This is a genomic window from Alsobacter sp. KACC 23698 (assembly GCF_045348435.1).
In the GTDB taxonomy this organism is placed as follows: Bacteria; Pseudomonadota; Alphaproteobacteria; order Rhizobiales; family Beijerinckiaceae; genus Alsobacter.
On the sequence record NZ_CP157484.1, the window covers coordinates 5,087,689 to 5,110,359 of the forward strand.

The window sequence follows — 22,671 nt, forward strand, 5'->3', positions numbered from 1 at the left end:
CTTCTCATGGATCGATGAGCCGCGCCGCGTTGGCCCTGCAGCTCAGCCAGCCCACGGTGGCGCGGCGCGTGACCGCCCTGGAGGACTCGCTGGGGGTGACGTTGATCGAGCGCGGGGTGAACGCCATCCGCTTGAGTGAGGCCGGAGCGGCCGTTCTGGAAGCCGCGTCAGGCATGGCGGAGGGGGCCAGCGCGGCCGTCCAGACCGCCGAAGCCTACCGAATGGATGTCGGAGCGTCGGTTCGCATCACCGCGACCGCATCCGTCACGCTGTTCCTGTCGCAGCACGCCCCCGAGCTCAGCCGTGCGGCGGCTCCGCACCAGATTGCGTTCCTGCCCACGCGGCGAAAGCTCAACCTGGCGACCGGCGAAGCGGACATCGCCTTGCGGATGAGGAGCTTGCCGGAAGAGCCCGACCTGTTCGTGCGCCGCATCGCGCTGATCGCCTTCGCGCTCTATGCCCGCAGCGATGATCCGACTGCGCCGGTGATCGCGCCGCCCGAAGACCCGCATCTGTCCATGCAGGCGGCCTATCTGGAGCGCCTGCGCGGCCAACGGCCCGTCGCGGCCCGGATCGGCGACATGCCCATGCGGCGCCAGGCTATCCTGGCCGGACTGGGAGCCGGCGTGCTCCCCTGCTGGCTGGGCGACAGCGATCCCGATCTCATCCGGATCAGCCCGCCCGGCGACGTCTGGTCGGAGGACCTCTTTCTGGTGACGCATCATCTCGCCAGGCGGCGGCCTGTCATAGGGACAATCGCCGACGCTCTTGCGGCGTTGTTCAAGGCTCAGGCGGCGTTGCTGGCCGGCGAAGCGCGAACGCGGCCAGCCGCTCCCTGAGCGCCGCCTCGTCCTTCGTCTCGCACTCCCACACGACGAGGCTGCGCCAGCCGCGGGCGGCGAGCGCGGCGAGATTATCGGCGTCGCGGGCGCGGTTGCGGGCGATCTTGGCCTCCCAGTAGTCCCGGTTGGCCTTGGGGACGCGCGCGCCGCGGGCGCAGTCGTGGCCGTGCCAGAAGCAGCCATGCACGAAGATGGCGGCCTTGCGGCCCACATAGGCGACATCGGGACGGCCGGGAACCTCCCGGCGGTGCAGCCGGTAGCCCGGCGCGATCCCGCGCAGCAGGCGCCGCACGAGCAATTCGGGCGTCGTGTCCTTCCCCCGCACCGCCCGCATGATGGCGGAGCGCTCCGCCGAGGGACGCTGCTGCGGCTTGTCGGTCATTCGGCTGCGATGGCCGGCTGCATCGGCCGGCCGAGACCGAGCAGGGGCTCCAGCAGATGCTCGCGCAGATGCGCCACCACCGGCACGGCCAGGCCGTCTCCGGCGAGATGGTAGGCGTCGGTGTAGCCCGCCGGCAGCTGATAGCTGTCCGGCAGGCCCATCAGGCGCGCCGCCTCGCGCGCGGAGAGCAGACGGGAGCGGATCCGCTCGCCCTCGACCAGCAGGATCGTCTGGCGGCTGGACCCGCCCGAAGCGGTCCGCAGGCACCCCGCCACGCCGTCGAAGCGGACTTCGGCGCGCTGCGCCCTCGCCCCCGAGCCGTCGGGACGCGTGCGCCGATAGAGCGTTCCCACCACGCGCCGCCCGGCGGCCTGCGCGGCCGCCACCTTGGCCCGGTGCGCCGGCGTCATCAGGTCGAGCAGGCGCGATGTCTGCTCCGGCGCATGCCATGCGGCGTCGTTGGGCGAGTCCTGCAAGATGTCGGCGAGGCTCCGGGACCGCGGCCCGGGCTCCGGGAGCCGCCACCAGCGCCAATGCCGCGCCAGGGAGCCCGGGAGCCGCGCCTGCGCCCGCCGGAGCCCGTCGCTGACCGTCCAGGCCTGCGGTCCGGGGCCGTGCAGTCCGGCGGCCGCCTCCTCGCGCGCCGCCACGAAGAAGACGCGCGGCCGCGACTGCGGCAGGAAATGGACGGCGTCGAGGGTCAGCGCCCCGAACGCATAGCCGAGGCGCTCCAGCGCGCCGCAGAGCGCCTCGAAGTCGGCGCCCCCGCGCGCCGTCAGCGCGCCGCCGACATTCTCCAGCACCAGGAGCCGGGGCGGGCGGCCGTCGTCCCGCAGTCCCGCCATGAGCGACCAGAAGCCCCAGAACGCTCCGGACCGAGTTCCCCCCAGCCCCGCGCCGCCGCCGGCGAGCGAAAGGTCCTGGCACGGAAACGACGCCCAGGCGAGGTCGCACGCGGCGCCCGCCGGTCCCGCCGCCGGCAGATCGCCGGCCGTGAGGTCGTGGATGTCGCCGACGCGCATCTCGGCGCCGCCCCAGTTGGCCCGATAGGCGGCGGCCTTGCGGGGATCGAAATCATTGGCGAAGAGGCAGCGCCAGCCGGGCCCGAGCCCCGCTCGCGCCATGCCGCCTCCGGCGAAGAATTCATAGAAACTCGGCCCCATCGCGCCCGAGACTAGGTATCGGGCGTGAGTCTGTCGAGGCGGCCGAAGTCTCGGACCGGGAAAGCCATCGCGCGGGTCCGCTCGCCTGACGCTGTTCTGCTTCGGCTCGCGGCGAGGATGCGGAAACAGCAAAAACGCAACCGCCCCACGCGGTTCAAAAAACACGAGGCGGCGGACTTTGTTCCGCGCCCCGCCGCGACCGCTCGCCGCGGCTTGGCGACCCGCCGCACCCGGATTTCAAAACCGCAATTGTGGGTGAGCAAAAGATAACTTCGCAATCCCAAGCATGCGCGGATCGGTGTTGTGAACCTTTTCACGTTGAGCGTTCAAAAGGTTGCTGTATAAAATTATCAAAAATCTATCAACAACGGCGATTTAACTTCTTTTGACGGGAAAGCAGATGTCAAACAGTGATGTCGTCCGTTCGCTCTACCGCGCCATCCAGTTCCGCGATCCGCCCGCGGGCGAACTGGCCGACTACGTCGCCAGGCTCGATTCCGGGCAGCTCACCGCGACCGCGGCCCAGCTCGCGATCCTGCGCGCGCCCTACACGGTCAATTTCGTCGCCCCGGTGGTGCGCGAATACCAGGCCGCCTTCGGCCGGGTGCCGGATCTCGGCGGCCTCGATTTCTGGGCCGACTCCACCGGCGCGGGTTATGTGGACGTTCTGGAGCTGGCCAAGCTCTTCGTATCGTCGGCGGAGTTCCAGACGCGCTACGGCGCCGGCACGGACGTCAACAAGGCCTTCCTGGTCTCGCTCTACACCAACGTCCTGGGCCGCGGCCCGGACGAGGCCGGCCTCGCCTACTGGCTCGGCTCCGGCCAGAGCCAGGCGCAGGTGCTGAACTACTTCGCCCAGTCGGCCGAGTTCACCGCCCAGGCGAGCTCCCACATCGAGGCCTATCTCACCCTGAGCGCCGCCGGGAAGCCGCCCCTCTCCGGCTCGCTCCTGGCTCTCGAGCCCGCGCCGACTCCGGGCCTGACATTCGCCCTCACGACGGGGCTGGACTCGCTCGTCGGCACGGCGGGCGTGGACACCTTCACGGCGACAGGCGGGCCGGGGGCGACCTTCACGTCCTTCGACTCCGTGGACGGAGCCGACGGGTCGTCCGACGTCTTGTTCGTCATGTCCCCGGCTGCGCTGGCTCTGCCCGGTCAAGTCACCGTAAAGAACGTCGAAATCGCCAAGCTCGCCGCCGCCGGGGCGATCAAAGCCGACCTGTCGACCTGGGTCGGGCTCCGCGACGTGTCGATCGACCAGTCCGCGAGCGACACCGTGGCCATCACGACGGGCGCCAACGCGACGTCGGTCAGCCTCAGTGGAGGCAAGGGCGTCACGATCGCCGACGCGGGACCGTCCGCCACGGACGCGCTGGCGCGCGTGTCGCTCGAAGGGGTCAGCGGAAGCGTGACGCTGTCGTCGGACCGGCTGACCGCGATTTCGCTCGTGAACTCGCCGGCGGTCGTCACGATCAACAACGCGACCGCGGGGCATGCGCTCCAGATCGAATTGAGCGGCTCGAATCCGACCGTGACCGACGTCGCGGCCGAAACAGTCAATTTCGTGACGAGTGCGGGGAGCAATGCGGCCTCACAACTCAGCGTGAAGCTCGTCGACCCCGCCGTGAAAACGATCAAGGTCACGGGAGATGTCGGGATCAAGTTGGACTTCAGTGCTTCAGAATTAAAGGTATTCGACGCTTCTGGTTTAACAAAAGGTACAAATATAGTTAAATTCTCCGGCGCAAATGCAGCGACCATCTTCGGTGGAGCCGGCCAGGACTTTTTTTCGGGATTTGGATCTGGAAATAACGTCGATGGCGGGGCAGGGAACGACGTGCTGGAGTCTGGATATTATGGTGACACTCTCGTTGGGGGCGAGGGCAACGATGATATCTTGATCAACAGAGGCCTTCACACCGTTTCAGGCGGCCCCGGCGCGGACCGTTTCTACGTAATGGAGCCCGCATACTTCAAGCAATTCTCCACGATTACGGACGCTTCGTCGGGTGACCGCGTGTGCTTCGATATAATTACAACCTTCCAAAGCACTGAGATCGTTCTCTCTAAATATACATTTCTGCTGTCGACCGCTCTGGACGCCGTCACGGAGGGAAACGCCACCAACAAGCTAAGCTGGTTCCGTTTTCAAGGGTCGACCTATGTCGTGCAGGACCGTTCGGCCGCGAATGGATTCGATAGCGCTTTGGACAGGGTGATCGCTCTCACGGGTTCGATCGACCTGTCGAAAGCCGGTTTCTTCAACGGTGAAATCATTCTCGCGTGATGACGCGCAGCATCGGCGCGTCGAGGTCCGTCCCCACCAGTCCTGACGGCCCGCCGCCCTCGACATTCGGGTTCGCCTGAAAATTTTCGCATAAAGGAGCCTGAAATGGCCAGCGCCGATACGATCCGTTCGCTCTACCGCGCCATCCAGTTCCGCGATCCGCCCGCGGGCGAACTGGCCGACTACGTCGCCAGGCTCGATTCCGGGCAGCTCACCGCCACGGCGGCCCAGGTCGCGATCCTGCGGTCGCCCTACACGGTCAATTTCGTCGCCCCGGTGGTGCGCGAATACCAGGCCGCCTTCGGCCGGGTGCCGGATCTCGGCGGCCTCGACTTCTGGGCCGATTCGACCGGCGCGGGATATGTGGACGTGCTGGAGCTGGCCAAGCTCTTCGTCTCCTCGGCCGAGTTCCAGACGCGCTACGGCGCCGGCACGGACGTCAACAAGGCCTTCCTGATTTCGCTCTACACCAGCGTCCTGGGCCGCGGCCCGGACGAGGGCGGCCTCGCCTATTGGCTCGGCTCCGGCCAGAGCCAGGCGCAGGTGCTGAACTACTTCGCCCAGTCGGCCGAATTCACCGCCCAGTCCAGCGCCTATGTCGAAAACTTCCTCACCCTCAACGCCGCCGGCAAGACGCTGACGGCGGGCTCGCTGCTGGCCCAGTCTCCCCTGACCCTCCTGCCCGAGCAGGGCTTCGTCGGCGGAACCGGCGCCGAGGCGGTCCGCGTCGCCAAGACCACGGCCTCCGTCGCGATGGGGGCGGGCGACGACGTCGTCTTCCTCGACGCCATCGCGCCGGGCCGGCCGGGGCTCATTGCGGGCGGCCCGGGCTCCGACACGCTGACGATGGGGGCCGTCGTGGCGAACGCCCTGGCCGGCGATCCGGATTCCGCAGCGCTCGTGACCGGCTTCGAGAAGGTTGGCCTCCTGTCGTCCAAAGTCGGAACCACGCTCGACGTCGGCGCCCTCAACGCCAAAGGCGCGAACGCGATCACAACCGTCGAGATGCTGGAGCCAGGCGCGCTCGGGGTCGTGGTGAAGGACATCCCATCGGGCGGCGCGCTCGTGCTCGATCACTACTCTCCGAGCCCGATCTTCATCCAGGTCAAGGACGCGGCGACCTCCAAGACCGACGCCTTCACCATCGTCATGGCCGGAGTCGGCGCTCCGGAGCCGCCCCTCGTCATCGTCCCGTATGTCGAGGCGATCACCGTCCAGACTGCGTCCTCCGCCGCGCAAATGAGCCTTCTGCAGTTCGAGAGCAATCAGACGACATCCGTCACGATGGCCGGGCCGGCCGGATTTCGATTGGAACTGGCCGCGTCGTCCTTGTCCTCGATCGACAATCAGGTCGCTGCCAGCGGCGGGCTCACCTCGGTCAAGTTGAACACCAAGGTCGCCGGCACCTTCACCTATCAGGGCTCGGCGGGCTCCGACGAATGCGACGCTCGGCTGGCGGGCGGAAACACGGTCCTGCGCGGCGGGGACGGCGACGACGCCCTTTACGGAAGCCAGGGGGGCTCGAACACTCTCGAGGGCGGATCAGGCGACGACAGGCTGTTCACGGGCTCTGGATCCGACACGGTGAATGGGGGCGATGGCTCCGACTCGGTCTTCATCGGCTCGGGCCAGCATCAGATCACCGGCGGCGCGGGCGCCGACCTTCTCATCGTCCAAAGCACGAGCAAGACCGCCATCCCGGTCATTCTGGATCTTGGGCGTGGCGATCTGGGGCCGAATCCGGCCGACGTCTTCATCTTCGCCGGCGCGGGCGCCTTTCAGGCCGCCCGGGTCAGCCTTCCGGGTTTCGGAACGTTGAGCAGCGCCCTCAACATCGCGGGGTCCAGCACGAGCGGCAACACCGTCAAGTGGTTCCAGTTCTCGGGCTCCACCTATCTGGTCCAGGACATCGCGACCGCAACCACCTTCCAGGAAGGAACCGACAGGGTCGTGAAGATCGCCGGCCTCGTCGATTTTTCGACCGCCAACTTCGACGGCATGGGCGGATTGACCCTCCTCTGATCCCGCCGGGGCCGCGCCGCCGGCGCTTCGCCCCTCAACGCCGCGTCAGCGTTCGTGAGACGGCGTCCTTCCAGCCCGCCACCATCGTGGCGCGCAGGTCGCCGTCGAAATGGGGGCTGAAGCGGCGGTCGAGGCGCCACAGGTCGGAGAAGCGCGACGGGTCCGGATAGACGCCCGCCTCCAGCCCGGCCAGATAGGCGGCGCCGAGCGCCGTCGTCTCGCGCACCACGGGGCGGTCCACCGGCGCGCCGAGGATGTCGGCCAGGCGCTGCATGGTCCAGTCTGACGCCACCATGCCGCCGTCGACGCGCAGCACCGTCTCGGCCCCGGCCGCGCCCGGCCAGTCGGCCCGCATGGCGTCCAGCAGGTCGAGCGTCTGGTAGCAGACGCTCTCCAGCGCCGCCCGGGCGATCTCGTTCGGGCCCGTCGCCCGGGTCAGCCCGTAGAGCGCGCCGCGGCACTCGGCGTCCCAATAGGGCGCGCCGAGGCCGACGAAGGCCGGCACCAGATAGACCGCCTGCGCCGGGTCGGCCCGCTCCGCCATCGGCCCGGTGTCGGCGGCGGCCTTGACGACGCCGAGCCCGTCCCGGAGCCACTGCACGGCCGCGCCGGCGACGAAGATCGAGCCCTCCAGCGCATAGGTGGGCTTGCCGCCGAGCTGGTACGCGATGGTGGTGAGCAGCTTGTTCTGCGACGCCACGGCCTGCGCGCCGGTGTTGAGCAGCGCGAAGCAGCCCGTTCCGTAGGTCGATTTCATCATGCCGGGCGTGAAGCAGGCCTGCCCCACGGTGGCGGCCTGCTGGTCGCCCGCCACGCCGCAGACCGGGATGGACCCGCCCAGCAGCTCCGGCAAGGTCTCGCCGAACCGGGCCGACGAATCCCGCACCTCCGGCAGCATGGACCGCGGCACGCGCAGGATCGACAGCAGCTCGTCGTCCCACGCGCCGCGATGGATGTCGTAGAGCAGCGTGCGCGACGCGTTGGTGGCGTCCGTGGCGTGCACGGCGCCGCCCGTCAGCCGCCAGAGCAGGAACGTGTCCACGGTTCCGAAGGCGAGCTCGCCGCGCTCCGCCCGCGCCCGCGCGCCGGGCACGTTGTCGAGGATCCAGGCGATCTTCGTGCCGGAGAAGTAGGGGTCCAGGATCAGCCCCGTCCTGGCCGCGAAGGCGGGCTCGTGGCCGGCCGCCTTCAGGGCCGCGCAGGCGTCGGCGGTGCGCCGGTCCTGCCACACGATGGCGCGGTGGATCGCCTTGCCGCTCTTGCGGTCCCACACCAGCGTGGTCTCGCGCTGGTTGGTGATGCCGATCGCCGCCACGTCCCGGGCGGTCGCCCGCGCCTTGTCGAGCGCCTCGCGGCACACCGCGACCGTGGACGACCAGAGGTCCTCCGGCTCGTGCTCGACCCAGCCCGACGCCGGGAAATGCTGCGGGAATTCCTGCTGGGCCACCGCCGCCACGGTGGTGTCCGCGCGAAACAGGATCGCGCGCGACGAGGTGGTGCCCTGGTCGATGGCGAGAACGAACGTCATGTCTCCTCCCGGCGGCTCGCGCCGGGGCGTCGGTCCCGCGCGGCTTCGTGGCGCCGATCATGGGCGCCGCCGGGCCGGCCCGCAAGGCCGGGGCGAGGCTTGCGGGAGGAGCGCGTTACTTCAGCCCCGCGCGCAGGAACTCGATCACGCCGGAGAAGTCCTTCGCGCCGAAGCCGGCCGCCTCGAAGGCTTCGTAGATCTTCGCCGCATGGGCGCCCAGCGGCGTCGCGGCCCCGGCCAAGCCGGCCGCGTCCTGCGACAGCCGCAGGTCCTTCAGCATCAGCGCCGCCGCGAAGCCGGGCGCATAGCCGTTGTTGGCGGGGCTGGTCGGCACCGGCCCGGGAACCGGGCAATAGGTGGTCAGCGACCAGCACTGTCCCGACGAGGTCGACGCCACGTCGAACAGCGCCTGAGGGGACAGGCCGAGCTTTTCGGCCAGCACGAAGGCCTCGCTGACGCCGATCATCGAGATGCCGAGGATCATGTTGTTGCAGATCTTGGCGGCCTGGCCGGCGCCCGCCTCGCCGCAATGCACCACCTTCTTGCCCATGATCTCCAGCAGAGGCTTCGCCTTGGCGAAGGCCTCGGGCGATCCTCCGCACATGAAGGTCAGGGTCCCGGCCGTGGCGCCGCCGACGCCGCCCGACACGGGCGCGTCGAGGCTCGGCATGCCGGCCTCCCGCGCCAGCGCGTGGGCCTGGCGCGCGCTCTCCACGTCGATGGTGGAGGAATCGATCATCAGCGCGCCGGGCCGCACGTGCTTCAGCGCGTCTCCCCAGACCGACAGCACCGGCTTGCCGGCCGGCAGCATGGTGACGACCGCGTCGGCCTCCCGCACGGCGTCCGCCGCGGTGGCCGCCGTCGCGACGCCCTGGCCGGCCGCGGCGTCGAGATGGGCGCGCGACAGGTCGAAGCCGATCACCCGGTGGCCCGCCTTGACCAGATTGGCGCTCATGGGCGCGCCCATATTGCCCAGGCCGATGAAGCCGATGGTGGTCACGATGTCCTCCCCATGGTTGTGGACGGGCCGGTCACATCCCGCTTCCCTGCCCGCGCCCGATCAGGCTGCGGGCGATGATGACGCGCATGATCTCGTTGGAGCCCTCGAGGATCTGGTGCACGCGCAGGTCGCGCACGATCTTCTCGACGCCGTAGTCGGCCAGATAGCCGTAGCCGCCATGCAGCTGCAGCGCCTGGTTGGCGACGTCGAAGCCGACATCGGTGCCGAAGCGCTTGGCCATGGCGCACAGGCGCGTGGCGTCCGGGGCCTTGGCATCCAGCGCCGAAGCGGCGCGCCACAGGAAGGTGCGGGCCGCTTCCAGCTCGGTCGCCATGTCGGCGAGCCGGAACTGCAGCGCCTGGAACTCCTGCAGCTTCTTGCCGAAAGCCTTGCGCTCGCCCAGATAGGCCAGCGACTTGTCGAGCGCCGCCTGCGCGCCGCCCAGCGAGCAGGCCGCGATGTTGAGACGGCCGCCGTCGAGGCCGGCCATCGCGATCTTGAAGCCGACGCCCTCGGGGCCGAGGCGGTTCTCGATCGGGACGCGGCAGCCGTCGAAGATCACCTGGCGGGTCGGCTGGGCGTTCCAGCCCATTTTCTTTTCATTGGCCCCGAAGCTCAGGCCTGGCGCGTCCTTGGGGATCACGAGCGTCGAGATCCCGCCCGCTCCCTCCTCGCCGGTGCGCACCATGACGACGTAGAGATCGGAGACGCCGGCGCCGGAGATGAACTGCTTCACCCCGTCCACCACATAGACGTCGCCCTCGCGCCGCGCCCTCGTCCTCAGCGCCGCCGCGTCGGAGCCGGCGCCGGGCTCGGTCAGGCAGTAGCTGGCGATGTGCTCCATGGTGGCGAGCTTCGGCAGGAACCGCCGGCGCTGCTCGTCCGACCCGTAGGCGTCGATCATCCACGACGCCATGTTGTGGATGGAGATGAAGGCCGCCACGGTCGGGCAGCCGGTGGCCAGCGCCTCGAAGATCAGCGTGGCGTCGAGACGGGTCAGCCCCGAGCCGCCCACGTCCTCGCGCACATAGACGCCGCCCATGCCCAGCGCCGCGGCCTCGCGCATCTCCTCGACCGGGAAGTGCTTGCGCTCGTCCCACTCCACCGCCTTGAGGGCGAGCGTCTCGGCCGCGAAGGCGCGGGCCATGTCGCGGATGGCGAGGTGGTCTTCGGAGAGGGCGAAGAGCGACATCGGGCGGCGTCCTTCAGGGCGCAACGGGGAGAGCGGGCCGGGGGGCCGGCCCGCTCAGCCTCACTTCATCGTCGGGATCGAGAACTCCGCCCCGTCCTTGATGCCGGACGGCCAGCGCGAGGTGACGGTCTTGGTCTTGGTGTAGAACCGGAAGGCGTCCGGTCCGTGCTGGTTCAGGTCGCCGAAGCCCGAGCGCTTCCAGCCGCCGAAGGTGTAGTAGGCCAGCGGCACCGGGATCGGCACGTTGATGCCCACCATGCCGACCTGCACCTTGGCGGCGAAGTCGCGCGCCGCGTCGCCATCGCGCGTGAAGATGGCGGTGCCGTTGCCATATTCATGGTCGTTGGCGAGCGCCAGGCCCTCGGCGTAGTCCTTGGCGCGGACGACCGACAGCACCGGGCCGAAGATCTCTTCCTTGTAGATCCGCATGTCCTTGGTGACGTTGTCGAACAGGCAGCCGCCCATGTAGTAGCCGTTCTCGTAGCCCTGCATCTTGAAGCCGCGGCCATCCACCCGCAGGGTCGCCCCCTCCTGGATGCCGAGATCGACATAGGACTTCACCTTGTCGAGGTGGGCCTTGGTGACCAGCGGTCCGAAATCGGCCGACGGGTCGGTCGAGGGGCCGACCTTCAGGCCCTCGACGCGCGGGATCAGCTTGTCCATCAGGCGGTCGGCGGCCTCCTGGCCGACCGGCACCGCCACCGAGATGGCCATGCAGCGCTCGCCCGCCGAGCCGTAGCCGGCTCCGATGAGGGCGTCGACGGCCTGGTCCATGTCGGCGTCCGGCATGACGATCATGTGGTTCTTGGCGCCGCCGAAGCACTGCACGCGCTTCCCCGCCGCGCAGCCGCGCGTGTAGACATACTCGGCGATCGGGGTCGAGCCCACGAAGCCCACCGCCTTCACGTCCGGGTCGTCCAGCAGGGCGTCCACCGCTTCCTTGTCGCCATTGACGACGTTGAGCACGCCCGCCGGCAGGCCGGCCTGCAGGAACAGCTCGGCGATGCGCAGCGGCACGCCGGGATCGCGCTCGGACGGCTTCAGGATGAAGGCGTTGCCCGCCGCCAGCGCCGGGCCGCACTTCCACAGCGGGATCATGGCCGGGAAGTTGAACGGCGTGATGCCGGCCACCACGCCGAGCGGCTGGCGCATCGAATAGATGTCGATGCCCGGGCCCGCGCCCTCGGTGTATTCGCCCTTCATCATCTGCGGCGCGCCGATGCAGAACTCGATGACCTCCAGGCCGCGCTGGATGTCGCCCTTGGCGTCCGGCACCGTCTTGCCGTGCTCGCGGGCGAGCAGCTCGGCGAGGCTGTCATACTCGGCGTGGACCAGCTCGAGGAACTTCATCAGCACGCGGGCGCGGCGCTGCGGGTTGGTGGCCGCCCAGGCCGGCTGGGCCGCCTTGGCGTTCTCGACGGCCGCCCGCACCTCGGCGGCCGACGCCAGCGGCACCCGCGACGCGACCTCGCCGGTCATCGGCCAGAAGGCGTCCGTGAAGCGGCCCGAAGAGCCCTTCACATGCTTGCCGCCGATAAAATGCGTGAGTTCCGCGACCATGATGTCCTCCCCGAGATGATCGTGCCGCCCGTCAGCGGGCGGCCAAGCTTTGCCATACGAGTATCATTGCGATCCGCGCACGGCTATGCGAGTTTTCAACCCTGATCCGTGCGCAAACGCCCATAGGGTCGCGCTGGGGACACAGAGCCGAAAGACGCGCGCATGGGCGGTTTCGATTGGGATGACTTGCGCTTTTTTCTCGCCGTGGCAAGGGCCGGCCGCCTGACCATCGCGGCGCGGCGCCTCGGGGCGGACCACGCCACCGTCAGCCGCCGCGTCACCTCGCTCGAGGCGGCCCTGAAGGCGACCCTGTTCGAGCGCCGGCCACAGGGCTACGCCCTCACCGCCCAGGGCGAGCGCCTCGTGGTCGCCGCCGAGGCGATCGAGAGCGCCGCGCTGGCCGCCGCCAGCGACATCGGCGGTTCGGACCTCGCTCTGTCGGGCGCGGTCCGCATCGGCGCGCCGGACGGGTTCGGGACGCTGTTCCTGGCGCCGCGCGCCGTGGCCCTGGCGGAGCGCTATCCCGAGCTGGAGATCCAGCTCGTCGCGATGCCGCGCCTGCTCTCCCTGTCGAAGCGCGAGGCCGACGTGGCGATCGCGCTGTCTCCGCCCAAGGAGGGCAAGGTCGTCGCCCGCAAGCTCACCGACTACCGCCTCGCCCTCTACGCGTCGCCTTCCTATCTGGCGGCGGCCGCGCCGATCCGGTCCGCCGAGGACCTCTCCGGCCACCCGCTCATCGGCTATATCGACGATCTCATCATCACGCCGGAGCTGGACTATCTGGACGAGATCGCCAAGGGCCTGCGCCCACGCCTGCAATCCTCCACGCTGGTCGCCCAGATGCAGTGCGCCATGACCGGGGCGGGCGTCTGCGTCCTGCCGCATTTCATGGCGGCCGGGCGGCCCGAGCTCGCGCCGGTCCTGCCGCAGATCCAGCTCAACCGCACCTTTTGGCTGATCGTGCACGCCGAGCTGAAGGACGTCGCCCGCATCCGCGCCACGGTCGACTTCCTGGTCCGCGAGACGCGGGCCGCGCGGGCGCTCTTTCTGCCGGAGTAAGGCGCAGCCCCGCCGTTTGCGCGTCGGCCCCGGCATGGCTACGACTTCAAGCGGGACAGAAGCGGGACCGCCCATGCCGACTGCCGTCGAACTTTCCTATGTGGACATGCACACCGCCGGCGAGCCCGTCCGGATCGTCACCGGCGGCTATCCGGAGCTGCGCGGCCGCACGGTCCTGGAGCAGCGGCGGGACGCCCGCGAGCGCTGCGACCAGTGGCGTCGCGCCATGATGCTGGAGCCGCGCGGCCACTCCGGGATGTATGGCGTGATTCCGGTGCGCCCGTCGCATCCCGGCGCCGTGCTGGGCGTGCTCTTCACGCACAACGAGGGCTACTCGACCATGTGCGGCCACGCCACCATCGCGCTCGGCCGCTGGGTGGTGGACCAGGGCCTCGTCCCGGCGGTCGAGCCGGAGACCCGCTTCGTGATCGAGGCCCCGTGCGGGCCCCTGGCGCTCGCCTGCACGGTGCGGGACGGCGCGGTCACGGCGGTGCGCTTCGAGAGCGTGCCGGCCTACGCGCATGCGCTGGACGTCAGCGTGGACGTCCCCGGCCATGGGCGCATCGTCGCCGACATCGCCTATGGGGGCGCGTTCTACGCGATCCTGCCCGCCTCGCGCTTCGGGCTCGACTTCTTCGCCACGCCGCTGGACGACCTGGTCGCGGCGGGCGGCGCGCTGACGGACGCGGTCCGGCGGGAGATGCGCATCGCGCACCCGACCGAGCCGGACCTCGGCTTCCTCTACGGAACGATCCTGACCGACGACGCCGCTCCCGCCGACGAAAGCTGGAATCTCTGCGTCTTCGCCGAACGCCAGGTGGATCGCAGCCCCACCGGCTCCGGCGTCACGGCCCGGATGGCGCTCGACCACGCCAAGGGCCTCGTGAGGCCCGGCCAGACCCGGGTGTTCCGGGGGATATCTGGCGGGCCTTTCACCGGCGCGGTGACGCGCCCGGCTCCCGAGATCGACGGCGCGGTCCGGGTCGAGGTCGGCGGCCAGGGCTTCTACGCCAGCCGCGGCGCCTTCCTGATCGAAGCCGACGACCCCCTCGGCTGCGGCTTCGCGCTGGCGCGCAGCTTCGGCGAGGCCCAAAAGGCCGCCCACCCCCCTGCATGACCCTCCGTCATCCCCGGCCGGAGCGGCGCAGCCGCGGAGGGAAAAGGGATCCAGCCTCTTCCGGCTCCGCCCCGCGGGGTGCCCGTCCCGGCGCTCCGCGCCGCCGGGGATGACGGCGGCGCGATCCCCGCGCGCGGCTCAGCCCCGCAGGGTGGCGCCGCAGCTTTCGCGGGCGCGTCCGGTCATCAGCTTACATGGTCGTCACCGTCATCCCCGGCCGGAGCGGCGCAGCCGCGGAGGGGAAGGGGATCCAGCCTCTTGCGGCTCCGCCCCACTGGATCCCCTTCCCGGCGCTTCGCGCCGCCGGGGATGACGGCGGAGAAATGCCAGAACGCGTCTCAACTCAATGGGGGCGCGTTACAGCTTTGGCGAGGGCTTATCGGCAAGACGGGGCGGGGCTGCGGTGCGCTCCCCCCATTCACCGTCATCCCCGGCCGGAGCGTCGCAGCCGCGGAGGGGAAGGGGATCCAGCCTCTTGCGGCTCCGCTCCGCTGAACCCCTCCCCGGCGCGAGCCCCGCGCGCGCGGCTCAGCCCCGCAGGGTGGCGCCGCTCTTTTTCTGCACCTCGGCGACGATCTTCGCCGCGACGGCGTCGATTTCCGCGTCGGTCAGCGTCTTTTCGGTGGGCTGCAGGGTCACCGCGAGGGCGACGGACTTCTTGCCGTCCGGCACGCCCGCTCCCTCATAGACGTCGAACACGTCCACGGCCGCGATCAGCTGCCGCTCGGCCGTTTGGGCCGCCTTGACGAGGTCGCCGGCCGCCACCGCGCGGTCCACCACGAAGGCGAAGTCGCGCGACACGGGCTGGAAGTCCGACAAAGCGAGCTTCGGCTTGATCTTGGTGGGCTTGGCCTTGGGCGGCGGCAGCCGGTCGAGGATCAGCTCGAAGCCGACGGCCGGGCCCTTCGCGTCCAGCGCCTCCAGGGCGCGCGGGTGAAGCTCGCCGAACCAGCCGACCACCATCTTGGGGCCGAACTGCAGCGTGCCGGAGCGGCCCGGATGGAACCAGGCGGGACCGCCCGGGACGACCTGCAGGCCGCCGGTCGGGACGCCCAGCGCCTCCAGCGCCGCCATGGCGTCGGCCTTGGCGTCGAAGACGTCGGCGGGCGTCGCCGGGGCGGACCAGCGGCGGCCGTTCCCCTCCGGCTTCGCCAGGCCTCGGCGCACGCCCGCGGCGGCGATGTCCTGCTCGTCCGGCTTGGCGCCGCGAAACACCTGCCCCACCTCGAACAGCGCCAGGTCCTGCGCGCCGCGGTCGTGGTTGCGCTGCGCCGCCTTGAGCAGGCCCGGCAGCAGGCTGGGCCGCATGTCGGACAGCTCGGCCGCGATCGGGTTGGCGAGCGCCAGCTCGGGACGGCCGCCCCCGAACGTCTCGGCCTCCTGCCGGCCGATGAACGACCAGGTCACGGCCTCCACCATGCCGCGCGCCGCAAGCGTCCGCTTGGCCGTGCGGGTGCGCTTCTGGATGAGGGTCAGCACCGGCTTGGCGACCGTCGCCTCCTCGCGGGCGAAGGGCGTCGACGCGATGCGGTCGAGGCCGGCGATGCGCACGATCTCCTCGACGATGTCCGCCTTGCCCTCCACGTCGGGCCGCCAGGACGGCACCGCCACCTTGACGTAGGAATCCGTGCCCGAGACCCAGAAGCCGAGCTCGCGCAGGATCACCTTCATCTCCGGGACCGGCAGGGTCAGGCCGGTGAGCCGCTCCACCTCGGCGTAGGGGAACTCGATGATCTTGTCCGGCGACGGGATCTCGCCCGCCAGCGTGACCGTGGACGCCTCGCCGCCGCACAGGTCCATGACCATGCGGGTGGCCAGTTCGAGCCCCGGCAGGCAGAAGGCCGGATCGACGCCGCGCTCGAAGCGGTAGCGCGCGTCGGTGTTGACGCCGAGCCTGCGGCCCGTCGTGGCGATGTTCAGCGGGTCCCACAACGCCGACTCGATCAGCACGTCCGTGGTCGTCTCGTCGCAGCCCGAATGCTCGCCGCCCATGACGCCCGCGATGCTCTCCACGCCGGCGTCGTCGGCGATCACCACCATGCCGGCGTCGAGCGCATAGGTGCGGCCGTCCAGGGCCAGCACCTGCTCGCCGGTCCGGGCGCGGCGGACCACGAGGTCGCCCGTCACCTTCTTCAGGTCGAAGACGTGCAGCGGCCGGTTGCGGTCGAAGGTCATGTAGTTGGTGATGTCGACCAGCGCATTGATGGGGCGCAGCCCGATCGCCTTCAGGCGCCGCTGCATCCACTCCGGGCTCGGCCCGTTCTTCACGCCGCGCACCAGCCGCAGCGCGAAGGCCGGGCAGAGCTTTTCGTCGCCCGGCGCGAGATCGAGCCTGACCGCCACCGGGCAGGGGAACTCGCCCCGGACGCCCTGCACCGGCTTGTCGATGAGCTTGCCCAGCCCCGCCGCGGCCAGGTCGCGGGCCACGCCGTGCACGCCCAGCGCGTCCGGCCGGTTCGGCGTCACGGCGAAGTCGATCACGGCGTCGTCGAGCCCGGCCCAGTCGGCGTATTTCATCCCGACCGGCGCGTCGGCCGGCAGGTCGATGATGCCGTCATGGTCCTCGCCCAGGCCCAGCTCCATGGCCGAGCACAGCATGCCGGCGCTCTCCACGCCGCGGATCATCCCGACCCCAAGAGTGATGTTCTTGCCCGGAATGTAGGTTCCGGGCGGCGAAAACACCGACTTCATCCCCGTGCGGGCGTTCGGAGCGCCGCACACGACCTGCACGGGCGTCCCGGAGCCGGTGTCGACGATGCACACCCGCAGCCGGTCGGCGTTGGGGTGCTGCTCGGCCGAGATCACAGAGGCGATCGTGTAGGCCTCCAGCTGCTTGGCCGGATCCTCCACCCCCTCGACTTCGAGGCCCACGCGCGTCAGCGTCTCGTCCACGGTCCGCAGCGAGGCCGTGGTGTCGAGGTGCTCCTTGAGCCAGGAGAGTGTGAGCTTCATGGATCTCTCCTCAGGCGCTCAGGCCGGCCGTCAGGGACGGGATGTCCAGCGGGCGGAAGCCGTAATGGCTCAGCCAGCGGACGTCGGCGTCGAAGAAGGCGCGCAGGTCCGGCATGCCGTATTTCAGCATCGCGATGCGGTCGATCCCCATGCCCCAGGCGAAGCCCTGGTATTCGTCCGGGTCGAGCCCGCAATGGCGGATGACGTTGGGGTGCACCATCCCACAGCCCAGGATCTCCAGCCAGTCGTCGCCCTCGCCGAAGCGGATCTCGCCGCCCTTGCGCGAGCACTGGATGTCGACCTCGGCGGAGGGCTCCGTGAACGGGAAGAAGGACGGCCGGAAGCGCATCTTGACGTGCTCGACCTCGAAGAACGCCTTGCAGAACTCCTCCAGGATCCACTTCAGGTGGCCCATATGGGAGCCCCGGTCGATCACCAGGCCCTCGACCTGGTGGAACATCGGCGTATGCGTCTGGTCGCTGTCGCACCGGTAGGTCCGGCCCGGGATGATCACCCGGATCGGCGGCTTCTGGCTCATCATGGTGCGGATCTGCACCGGGCTCGTATGGGTGCGCAGCAGCTTGCGCTCGCCGTCCGGGCCCGGATTGAAGAAGAACGTGTCGTGCATCTCCCTGGCCGGATGCCCGACCGGGAAGTTCAGCGCCGTGAAGTTGTAGAAATCCGTCTCGATGTCCGGGCCTTCCGCCACCGCGAAGCCCATGTCGCCGAAGATCGTCGTCAGCTCGTCGATCACCTGGCTGATCGGATGCACCCGGCCGCGGCCGAGCGCGCTCTCGGGCGTGGGCAGGGTCACGTCGACGGTCTCGGCCTTGAGGCGCGCGTCCAGCGCGGCGTCCTTGAGGGCCGTGCGGCGCTCGGCGATCAGGGCCGTCACGCGGTCGCGCAGGCCATTGATCAGCGGGCCGTTCTGCTTGCGCTCGTCGGGCGTCATGGAGCCGAGCGTCTTCAGAAGCTCGGACACGGAGCCCTTCTTGCCGAGCGCGCCGACGCGCACGGCCTCCAGCGCGGCTTCGTCGCCGGCCTGGGCCACGGCGGCCGCGATCTCGGATTCCAGGGCGGAATAGTCGGACATGGGCGAACACCTCTGGCGCCGGAGAGGGCCCCGGCGCGGACGCGGGTGTTTGCCACGGGAACGCGCGGGTTGTCGAGAGAGGGCCGCCCTTGAACCCGTCCCCGCCAGCCCACATATTCCGGATGCGGCTTCGGCCGCCCGGGTGCTGCATGAGCGGGCCCGGAACCGGAGCGCCTTCAAACAGGGCTTCATGTCGCGCGTACCGTCCTTGTCTTCTCCGTTCCTGCTCGGCTTCGACGAGGTGGAACGGGCTCTCAGCCGGGTGGCCAAGGCCGCCTCGGAGGGATACCCGCCCTACAACATCGAGCGCCTCCAGCGCGACGGCGACGAGCCGGAGCGGTTGAGGATCACGCTCGCGGTGGCGGGATTCACCCGGGACGATCTGGAGATCACCCTGGAGGAGAACCAGCTGGTCATCCGTGGCCGGCAGGCCGACGAGAGGGACAGGCAGTTCCTGCATCGCGGCATCGCCGCCCGGCAGTTCCAGCGGGCCTTCCTGCTGGCGGACGGCCTGGAGGTGCGCGGCGCGGACCTCGCCAACGGTCTTCTGTCGATCGACCTCGTCCGGCCGGAAGCCGAACGGATCGTTCGCCGGATCGACATCATCGGCCGGGACTGACAGCCCGGCCCGAAACCCCCGAATGCGCTCTTTTCTCTTTCGCTCCGCTCAAAGGAGGGTGCGATGAACGACGCTATCAAGACCCCCGTGACCCAGACCCCCTACGCCGGCTCGTCCGAGCAGGTCACCCCGCAGGTGCTCGCCGCCATCGGGGGAGGCGAGATCGCCTATGTGCGGGCGATCAAGTCCGACGACCTCAACCGCCTGTTTCCGCAGGCGCCCGAGATCCAGCCCGGCCTCGACCTCTTCGCCCTGCTGGGCGCCGACGGCACGCCCATCATGGTGACCGACAGCCGCAACACGGCCATCGCCAACGCCTGGGAGCACAACCTCGTGCCGGTCAGCGTGCACTGACGACGCATCGCGCCGGGCCCCTCGATCCGAGGCGCGGGCCACCCCGCGTCTCGGCGAGCGCCGCCGCGGCTTCGCACGATCGAACGTTCAACCGATCCCCTCGATCGCCGCCACCAGCCTCGCCAGGTCCTCCGGCCGCGACAGGCGGTGGTCGCCGTCCTTGATCAGCGTCGTCACGACGTCGTCGCCCGGCAGGTGCTCCACGAGCCGCATGGCGTGCCGCCACGGCACGTCCGGGTCCTGCATGCCCTGCAGGATGTGCACCGGGCAGCCCGTCACGATCGGCGGGCCGTCCAGCATCAGGCGCCGGCGGCCGTCCTCGATGAGCGCGCGGGTGATCGGGTAGGGCTCGGGCGAGTAGTCCGAATGCCGGAGCCACACGCCGGTCTCGACGATCTGGCGCTTCACCGCGTCGGGGAAGCGATCCCACATCAGCGCCTCGGTGAAGTCCACCGCCGGCGCGATGAGGACGAGGCCCGACAGGCCGAGCCCCTCCTCGCGCAGGCTCTGGGCCGCCAGCAGCGCCAGCCAGCCGCCCATCGACGAGCCCGTCAGGACGGGCGCCGGTCCGGCGAGCGCGCGGATGACGGCGACGCTCTCTTCCAGCCAGCGCGAGATCGTGGCGTCCTCGAAGCGTCCGTCGGACAAGCCGTGTCCCGAATAGTCGAAGCGCAGGAACGATCGGCCGGCCGCGGCCGCCCAGCGGTCCAGCGTCTCCGCCTTGGTGGAGGCCATGTCGGAGCGGAATCCGCCGAGCCACACGACGGTGGGCCCGACGCCGTCGCGGCGCCGATAGGCGATCCGGCGGGCGTCGGAACCTGTGCCTACCGTCAGAAACTGCGCATCCGCAAATTGCGGAACGTCCCCGCTCACCTTACACCTCGTGTCATGGATCCTGCCCTGGGTGATTTGCTCCAACCCGCATCGCGGCCGCCGTCGACGCCGACCGCCGGGCGGTCGTCCGCCCCCTGGGGCGTTCTACACCGGGCGGCGCCATGAAGCGACAGGGCCCGTCCACCGCCTTCGCCGGGCGGAACCTGTCGCCGCTGGCCGGCTGCACGATCCTGCAGGTGGTGCCCGAGCTGGAGGCCGGCGGGGTCGAGCGCACCACGGTCGACATCGCCGAGGGCCTCGCGGCGTCCGGCGCGCGCGCCCTGGTGGCCACGTCCGGCGGGCGCCTGGTGGCCGAGCTGCAGGCCAAGGGCGGGATCTGGATCCCGTTTCCGGCCCGCACCAAGAACCCCGTCGCCATGCTGGCCAACGCCCGGCGGCTGCGCGCCATCTGCCTCGACGAGGGCGTCGACATCCTGCACGCCCGCTCGCGAGCCCCGGCCTGGAGCTCGCTGATGGCCTGCCGGGCGCTGCGGCTGCCCTTCGTCACCACCTATGCGGGCAGCTATTCGGGCCGCTCGGCCGTCAAGGTTCTGTACAATTCGGTCATGGCGCGGGGCGACGCCGTCATCGCCAACTCCAGCTACACGGCCGACCTGATCGCGCGCCAGCATCCCTTCGCGCGCGACCGCGTGCGGGTCATCCATCGCGGCACGGACCTGCGGGCCTTCTCGCCCCATGCGGTCGAGCCCGAGCGCGTGGAGAGGATCCGGCGCGACTGGGGCGTCCAGCCGCACCAGCGCGTCGTGCTGCTGGCCGCGCGGCTGACCGCCTGGAAAGGCCAGAAGGTGCTGATCGAGGCCGCCAAGCGGCTGGTCGACCGCGGCGTCCAGGACATCGCCATCGTGCTGGCCGGCGACCCGCAGGGCCGCGACGGCTACGTGCGCGAGCTCGACGCGCTCACCGAGAAGCTCGGCCTCAAGGGGATCGTGCATCGCGCCGGGCATTGCGTCGACATGCCGGCCGCCTTCCTGGCGGCCTCGGTCGTGACGGTGCCGTCCATCGAGCCGGAGGCCTTCGGCCGCTCGGCCGTGGAGGCGCAGGCCATGGGCGCGCCGGTGGTCGTTTCCGATCTCGGCGCCGTGCCGGAGACCGTCCTGGCCCCGCCCCAGGCGCCGGCGGCGGCCCGCACCGGCTGGCGCGTGCCGCCGGGCGACGCCGAAGCGCTGGCCGACGCGGTCCAGACCGCGCTGGGCATGGGCGCCAGCGCCCGCGACGCCCTCGCGGCCCGCGGCCGGGCCCATGTGGAGGCGCATTTCTCGCTCGGCCGCATGGTCGGCGAGACCCTGGACCTCTATGCGGCCCTGCTCGGGCAGGAGCGCGCGTGAGCCTGTCCGATCGCTGAAAGTCCAGGATCGGTAACGAAAGTCAAAGTGCCGAGTTGACTTCGCGGATCTTTCTGCGAATTTCCAAATTTGCCGTCAACATCGCCCGCCGCCGTCCCAAACGGCGCTTCGAGCTGCCCTGGAGGGGCGGGCCCAGAGGAGACTAAAGCCATTCGCAGACCAATGAGAGCCGCTCCGGTCCCGCAGAAGGACGGACCCCGCGCCAACCGCGACATCCGCGGCGTGCGCGAAGTCCAGCTGATCGACGAAACCGGAGCCAACCAGGGCGTCGTGCCGTTCTTCGACGCCTTGAAGGCCGCCGAGGACGCAGGCCTGGACCTTGTGGAGATCGCTCCGAACTCGACGCCGCCCGTCTGCAAGATCCTCGACCACGGCAAGTTCAAGTTCAACGAGCAGAAGAAGGCCGCCGAGGCCCGCAAGAAGCAGAAGACGGTCGAGGTGAAGGAGATCAAGCTCCGCCCCGGCATCGACGACCACGACTACGGGGTCAAGATGAAGGCCGTCCGCCGCTTCTTCGAAGAGGGCGACAAGGTGAAGGTCACGCTCCGCTTCCGCGGACGCGAGATGGCCCACCAGGATCTCGGCATCAAGCTGCTCGAACGCGTCAAGGCCGAGATGGGCGACGTCTCCAAGGTGGAGTCCGAGCCCATGCTGGAGGGACGCCAGATGGTCATGATCATGGCGCCGCGCTGAGCGCCGTTCGACCGTGACGTTTCAAAAGCCGCTGCGGATCACCGCGGCGGCTTTTTCTTGGCCTCCGCCTTGACGGCGGGCCGCGAACCGGGATTTTTGAAGCTCAAGCTTCGCCGTGGCGGAGCCGTGGAGACGATCCGATGACCGTGACGCCCGTCTACGCGGCGCTGCTCGCTTTCCTGTTCATCGCCCTGTCGGCGCGCGTCATCGTGGTCAGGCGGTCCCTGAAGGTCGCCATCGGGGCGGGCGGGCATCCGGCGCTCGAGCGCGCCATGCGGGTCCATGCCAATTTCGCCGAATACGCACCGCTCGGCCTCATCCTGCTCGCCTTCTGCGAGATGAAAGGCGCGCCGTCGCAACTGGTCGTGTTCTACGGGGCGGCGCTGCTGGCCGGTCGCCTGTCGCACGCCTGGGGCGTCTCGCAGGCCCGGGAGGATTTTCGCTTCCGCATGGTCGGGATGGTCCTCACTTTCGCAGTCCTGGGCGCGATGGCGGCGACCCTGCTGGCGCTTTCGGCGCGGTGACGCGGCGCGGTCCGGAATGATGCGCGCCGGACACGCCGGGCGGGATC

Annotated in this window: 19 protein-coding genes; 10 read left to right on the top strand and 9 right to left on the bottom strand. The window is 69.9% G+C overall.

Annotation, left to right across the window (positions count from 1 at the left end):
- Positions 1–14 precede the first annotated feature (14 nt).
- The gene (locus ABEG18_RS24440; protein ID WP_406855636.1) at positions 15–839 is read left to right on the top strand and encodes a LysR family transcriptional regulator; all 825 of its coding nucleotides are present in this window, start codon (positions 15–17) and stop codon (positions 837–839) included.
- Here the strand turns inward: ABEG18_RS24440 and ABEG18_RS24445 are convergent.
- Together ABEG18_RS24445 and ABEG18_RS24450 are read right to left on the bottom strand one after the other, a co-directional pair.
- Positions 781–1,224: a very short patch repair endonuclease gene (locus ABEG18_RS24445; protein ID WP_406855637.1), complete on the bottom strand. Its 444-nt coding sequence runs from the start codon at positions 1,222–1,224 to the stop codon at positions 781–783. The genes ABEG18_RS24440 and ABEG18_RS24445 overlap by 59 nt on opposite strands.
- Positions 1,221–2,348: a DNA cytosine methyltransferase gene (locus tag ABEG18_RS24450; RefSeq protein WP_406855638.1), complete on the bottom strand. Its 1,128-nt coding sequence runs from the start codon at positions 2,346–2,348 to the stop codon at positions 1,221–1,223. The genes ABEG18_RS24445 and ABEG18_RS24450 overlap by 4 nt, the downstream gene beginning before the upstream one ends.
- Positions 2,349–2,787: 439 nt before the next feature.
- Between ABEG18_RS24450 and ABEG18_RS24455 the strand changes: the two genes are divergently transcribed.
- Both ABEG18_RS24455 and ABEG18_RS24460 read left to right on the top strand, forming a co-directional pair.
- On the top strand, positions 2,788–4,674 hold the full coding sequence (locus ABEG18_RS24455) for a DUF4214 domain-containing protein (protein ID WP_406855639.1): 1,887 nt from the start codon (positions 2,788–2,790) through the stop codon (positions 4,672–4,674).
- A 105-nt stretch (positions 4,675–4,779) separates the two neighbouring features.
- A complete protein-coding gene (locus ABEG18_RS24460; protein ID WP_406855640.1) occupies positions 4,780–6,696 on the top strand; it encodes a DUF4214 domain-containing protein in 1,917 nt (638 codons plus the stop codon).
- Positions 6,697–6,730: 34 nt separating this feature from the next.
- On the opposite strand, the gene glpK is transcribed toward ABEG18_RS24460, so the two are convergent.
- From glpK to ABEG18_RS24480, 4 genes are all read right to left on the bottom strand, one after another.
- The gene (gene glpK, locus ABEG18_RS24465) at positions 6,731–8,224 is read right to left on the bottom strand and encodes a glycerol kinase GlpK (protein ID WP_406855641.1); all 1,494 of its coding nucleotides are present in this window, start codon (positions 8,222–8,224) and stop codon (positions 6,731–6,733) included.
- 115 nt (positions 8,225–8,339) lie between these two features.
- Entirely contained in the window at positions 8,340–9,224 is an 885-nt protein-coding gene (gene mmsB / locus ABEG18_RS24470; protein ID WP_406855642.1) for a 3-hydroxyisobutyrate dehydrogenase, read from the bottom strand.
- A 31-nt stretch (positions 9,225–9,255) separates the two neighbouring features.
- The gene (locus tag ABEG18_RS24475) at positions 9,256–10,416 is read right to left on the bottom strand and encodes an isobutyryl-CoA dehydrogenase (RefSeq protein ID WP_406855643.1); all 1,161 of its coding nucleotides are present in this window, start codon (positions 10,414–10,416) and stop codon (positions 9,256–9,258) included.
- A gap of 60 nt (positions 10,417–10,476) precedes the next feature.
- Positions 10,477–11,976, bottom strand: coding sequence for a CoA-acylating methylmalonate-semialdehyde dehydrogenase (locus ABEG18_RS24480; RefSeq protein ID WP_406855644.1), 1,500 nt, complete (start codon positions 11,974–11,976; stop codon positions 10,477–10,479).
- A 162-nt stretch (positions 11,977–12,138) separates the two neighbouring features.
- Between ABEG18_RS24480 and ABEG18_RS24485 the strand changes: the two genes are divergently transcribed.
- Positions 12,139–13,035: a LysR family transcriptional regulator gene (locus ABEG18_RS24485; RefSeq protein WP_406855645.1), complete on the top strand. Its 897-nt coding sequence runs from the start codon at positions 12,139–12,141 to the stop codon at positions 13,033–13,035.
- Between the two features lie 73 nt (positions 13,036–13,108).
- A complete protein-coding gene (locus tag ABEG18_RS24490; protein ID WP_406855646.1) occupies positions 13,109–14,152 on the top strand; it encodes a proline racemase family protein in 1,044 nt (347 codons plus the stop codon).
- 528 nt (positions 14,153–14,680) lie between these two features.
- Here the strand turns inward: ABEG18_RS24490 and pheT are convergent.
- Complete coding sequence (gene pheT / locus ABEG18_RS24495) at positions 14,681–17,104, bottom strand: phenylalanine--tRNA ligase subunit beta (protein ID WP_406855647.1); 2,424 nt, start codon at positions 17,102–17,104, stop codon at positions 14,681–14,683.
- A 10-nt stretch (positions 17,105–17,114) separates the two neighbouring features.
- Positions 17,115–18,197 (bottom strand): phenylalanine--tRNA ligase subunit alpha, encoded by a 1,083-nt coding sequence (gene pheS, locus ABEG18_RS24500; RefSeq protein WP_406855648.1) that lies wholly within the window; start codon positions 18,195–18,197, stop codon positions 17,115–17,117.
- Between the two features lie 190 nt (positions 18,198–18,387).
- Between pheS and ABEG18_RS24505 the strand changes: the two genes are divergently transcribed.
- Together ABEG18_RS24505 and ABEG18_RS24510 are read left to right on the top strand one after the other, a co-directional pair.
- A complete protein-coding gene (locus ABEG18_RS24505; RefSeq protein WP_406855649.1) occupies positions 18,388–18,816 on the top strand; it encodes an Hsp20 family protein in 429 nt (142 codons plus the stop codon).
- Between the two features lie 63 nt (positions 18,817–18,879).
- Complete coding sequence (locus ABEG18_RS24510) at positions 18,880–19,170, top strand: DUF1150 family protein (protein WP_406855650.1); 291 nt, start codon at positions 18,880–18,882, stop codon at positions 19,168–19,170.
- Positions 19,171–19,257: 87 nt separating this feature from the next.
- Here ABEG18_RS24510 and ABEG18_RS24515 read toward each other — a convergent pair whose 3' ends face one another.
- Positions 19,258–20,043, bottom strand: coding sequence for an alpha/beta hydrolase (locus tag ABEG18_RS24515; RefSeq protein WP_406855651.1), 786 nt, complete (start codon positions 20,041–20,043; stop codon positions 19,258–19,260).
- Positions 20,044–20,165: 122 nt separating this feature from the next.
- On the opposite strand from ABEG18_RS24515, the gene ABEG18_RS24520 reads away from it, so the two are divergent.
- The 3 genes from ABEG18_RS24520 (at position 20,166) to ABEG18_RS24530 (ending at position 22,624) form a co-directional block, all read left to right on the top strand.
- Positions 20,166–21,389 (top strand): glycosyltransferase family 4 protein, encoded by a 1,224-nt coding sequence (locus ABEG18_RS24520; RefSeq protein WP_406855652.1) that lies wholly within the window; start codon positions 20,166–20,168, stop codon positions 21,387–21,389.
- 180 nt (positions 21,390–21,569) lie between these two features.
- Positions 21,570–22,100, top strand: a complete 531-nt coding sequence (gene infC, locus ABEG18_RS24525) for a translation initiation factor IF-3 (protein ID WP_406855653.1) — start codon at positions 21,570–21,572, stop codon at positions 22,098–22,100.
- 140 nt (positions 22,101–22,240) lie between these two features.
- Positions 22,241–22,624 carry an MAPEG family protein gene (locus ABEG18_RS24530; protein ID WP_406855654.1) on the top strand — a complete coding sequence of 128 codons (384 nt, stop codon included), beginning with the start codon at positions 22,241–22,243 and terminating at the stop codon, positions 22,622–22,624.
- The last annotated feature ends 47 nt before the right edge of the window (positions 22,625–22,671 follow it).

Coding starts and splice junctions, on each gene's coding strand:
- ABEG18_RS24440 (WP_406855636.1), top strand. CDS start 15: ATGAGCCGCGCCGCGTTGGCCCTGCAGCTCAGCCAGCCCACGGTGGCG.
- ABEG18_RS24445 (WP_406855637.1), bottom strand. CDS start 1,224: ATGACCGACAAGCCGCAGCAGCGTCCCTCGGCGGAGCGCTCCGCCATC.
- ABEG18_RS24450 (WP_406855638.1), bottom strand. CDS start 2,348: ATGGCGCGAGCGGGGCTCGGGCCCGGCTGGCGCTGCCTCTTCGCCAAT.
- ABEG18_RS24455 (WP_406855639.1), top strand. CDS start 2,788: ATGTCAAACAGTGATGTCGTCCGTTCGCTCTACCGCGCCATCCAGTTC.
- ABEG18_RS24460 (WP_406855640.1), top strand. CDS start 4,780: ATGGCCAGCGCCGATACGATCCGTTCGCTCTACCGCGCCATCCAGTTC.
- glpK (WP_406855641.1), bottom strand. CDS start 8,224: ATGACGTTCGTTCTCGCCATCGACCAGGGCACCACCTCGTCGCGCGCG.
- ABEG18_RS24475 (WP_406855643.1), bottom strand. CDS start 10,416: ATGTCGCTCTTCGCCCTCTCCGAAGACCACCTCGCCATCCGCGACATG.
- ABEG18_RS24480 (WP_406855644.1), bottom strand. CDS start 11,976: ATGGTCGCGGAACTCACGCATTTTATCGGCGGCAAGCATGTGAAGGGC.
- ABEG18_RS24485 (WP_406855645.1), top strand. CDS start 12,139: ATGGGCGGTTTCGATTGGGATGACTTGCGCTTTTTTCTCGCCGTGGCA.
- ABEG18_RS24490 (WP_406855646.1), top strand. CDS start 13,109: ATGCCGACTGCCGTCGAACTTTCCTATGTGGACATGCACACCGCCGGC.
- pheT (WP_406855647.1), bottom strand. CDS start 17,104: ATGAAGCTCACACTCTCCTGGCTCAAGGAGCACCTCGACACCACGGCC.
- pheS (WP_406855648.1), bottom strand. CDS start 18,197: ATGTCCGACTATTCCGCCCTGGAATCCGAGATCGCGGCCGCCGTGGCC.
- ABEG18_RS24505 (WP_406855649.1), top strand. CDS start 18,388: ATGTCGCGCGTACCGTCCTTGTCTTCTCCGTTCCTGCTCGGCTTCGAC.
- ABEG18_RS24510 (WP_406855650.1), top strand. CDS start 18,880: ATGAACGACGCTATCAAGACCCCCGTGACCCAGACCCCCTACGCCGGC.
- ABEG18_RS24520 (WP_406855652.1), top strand. CDS start 20,166: ATGAAGCGACAGGGCCCGTCCACCGCCTTCGCCGGGCGGAACCTGTCG.
- infC (WP_406855653.1), top strand. CDS start 21,570: ATGAGAGCCGCTCCGGTCCCGCAGAAGGACGGACCCCGCGCCAACCGC.
- ABEG18_RS24530 (WP_406855654.1), top strand. CDS start 22,241: ATGACCGTGACGCCCGTCTACGCGGCGCTGCTCGCTTTCCTGTTCATC.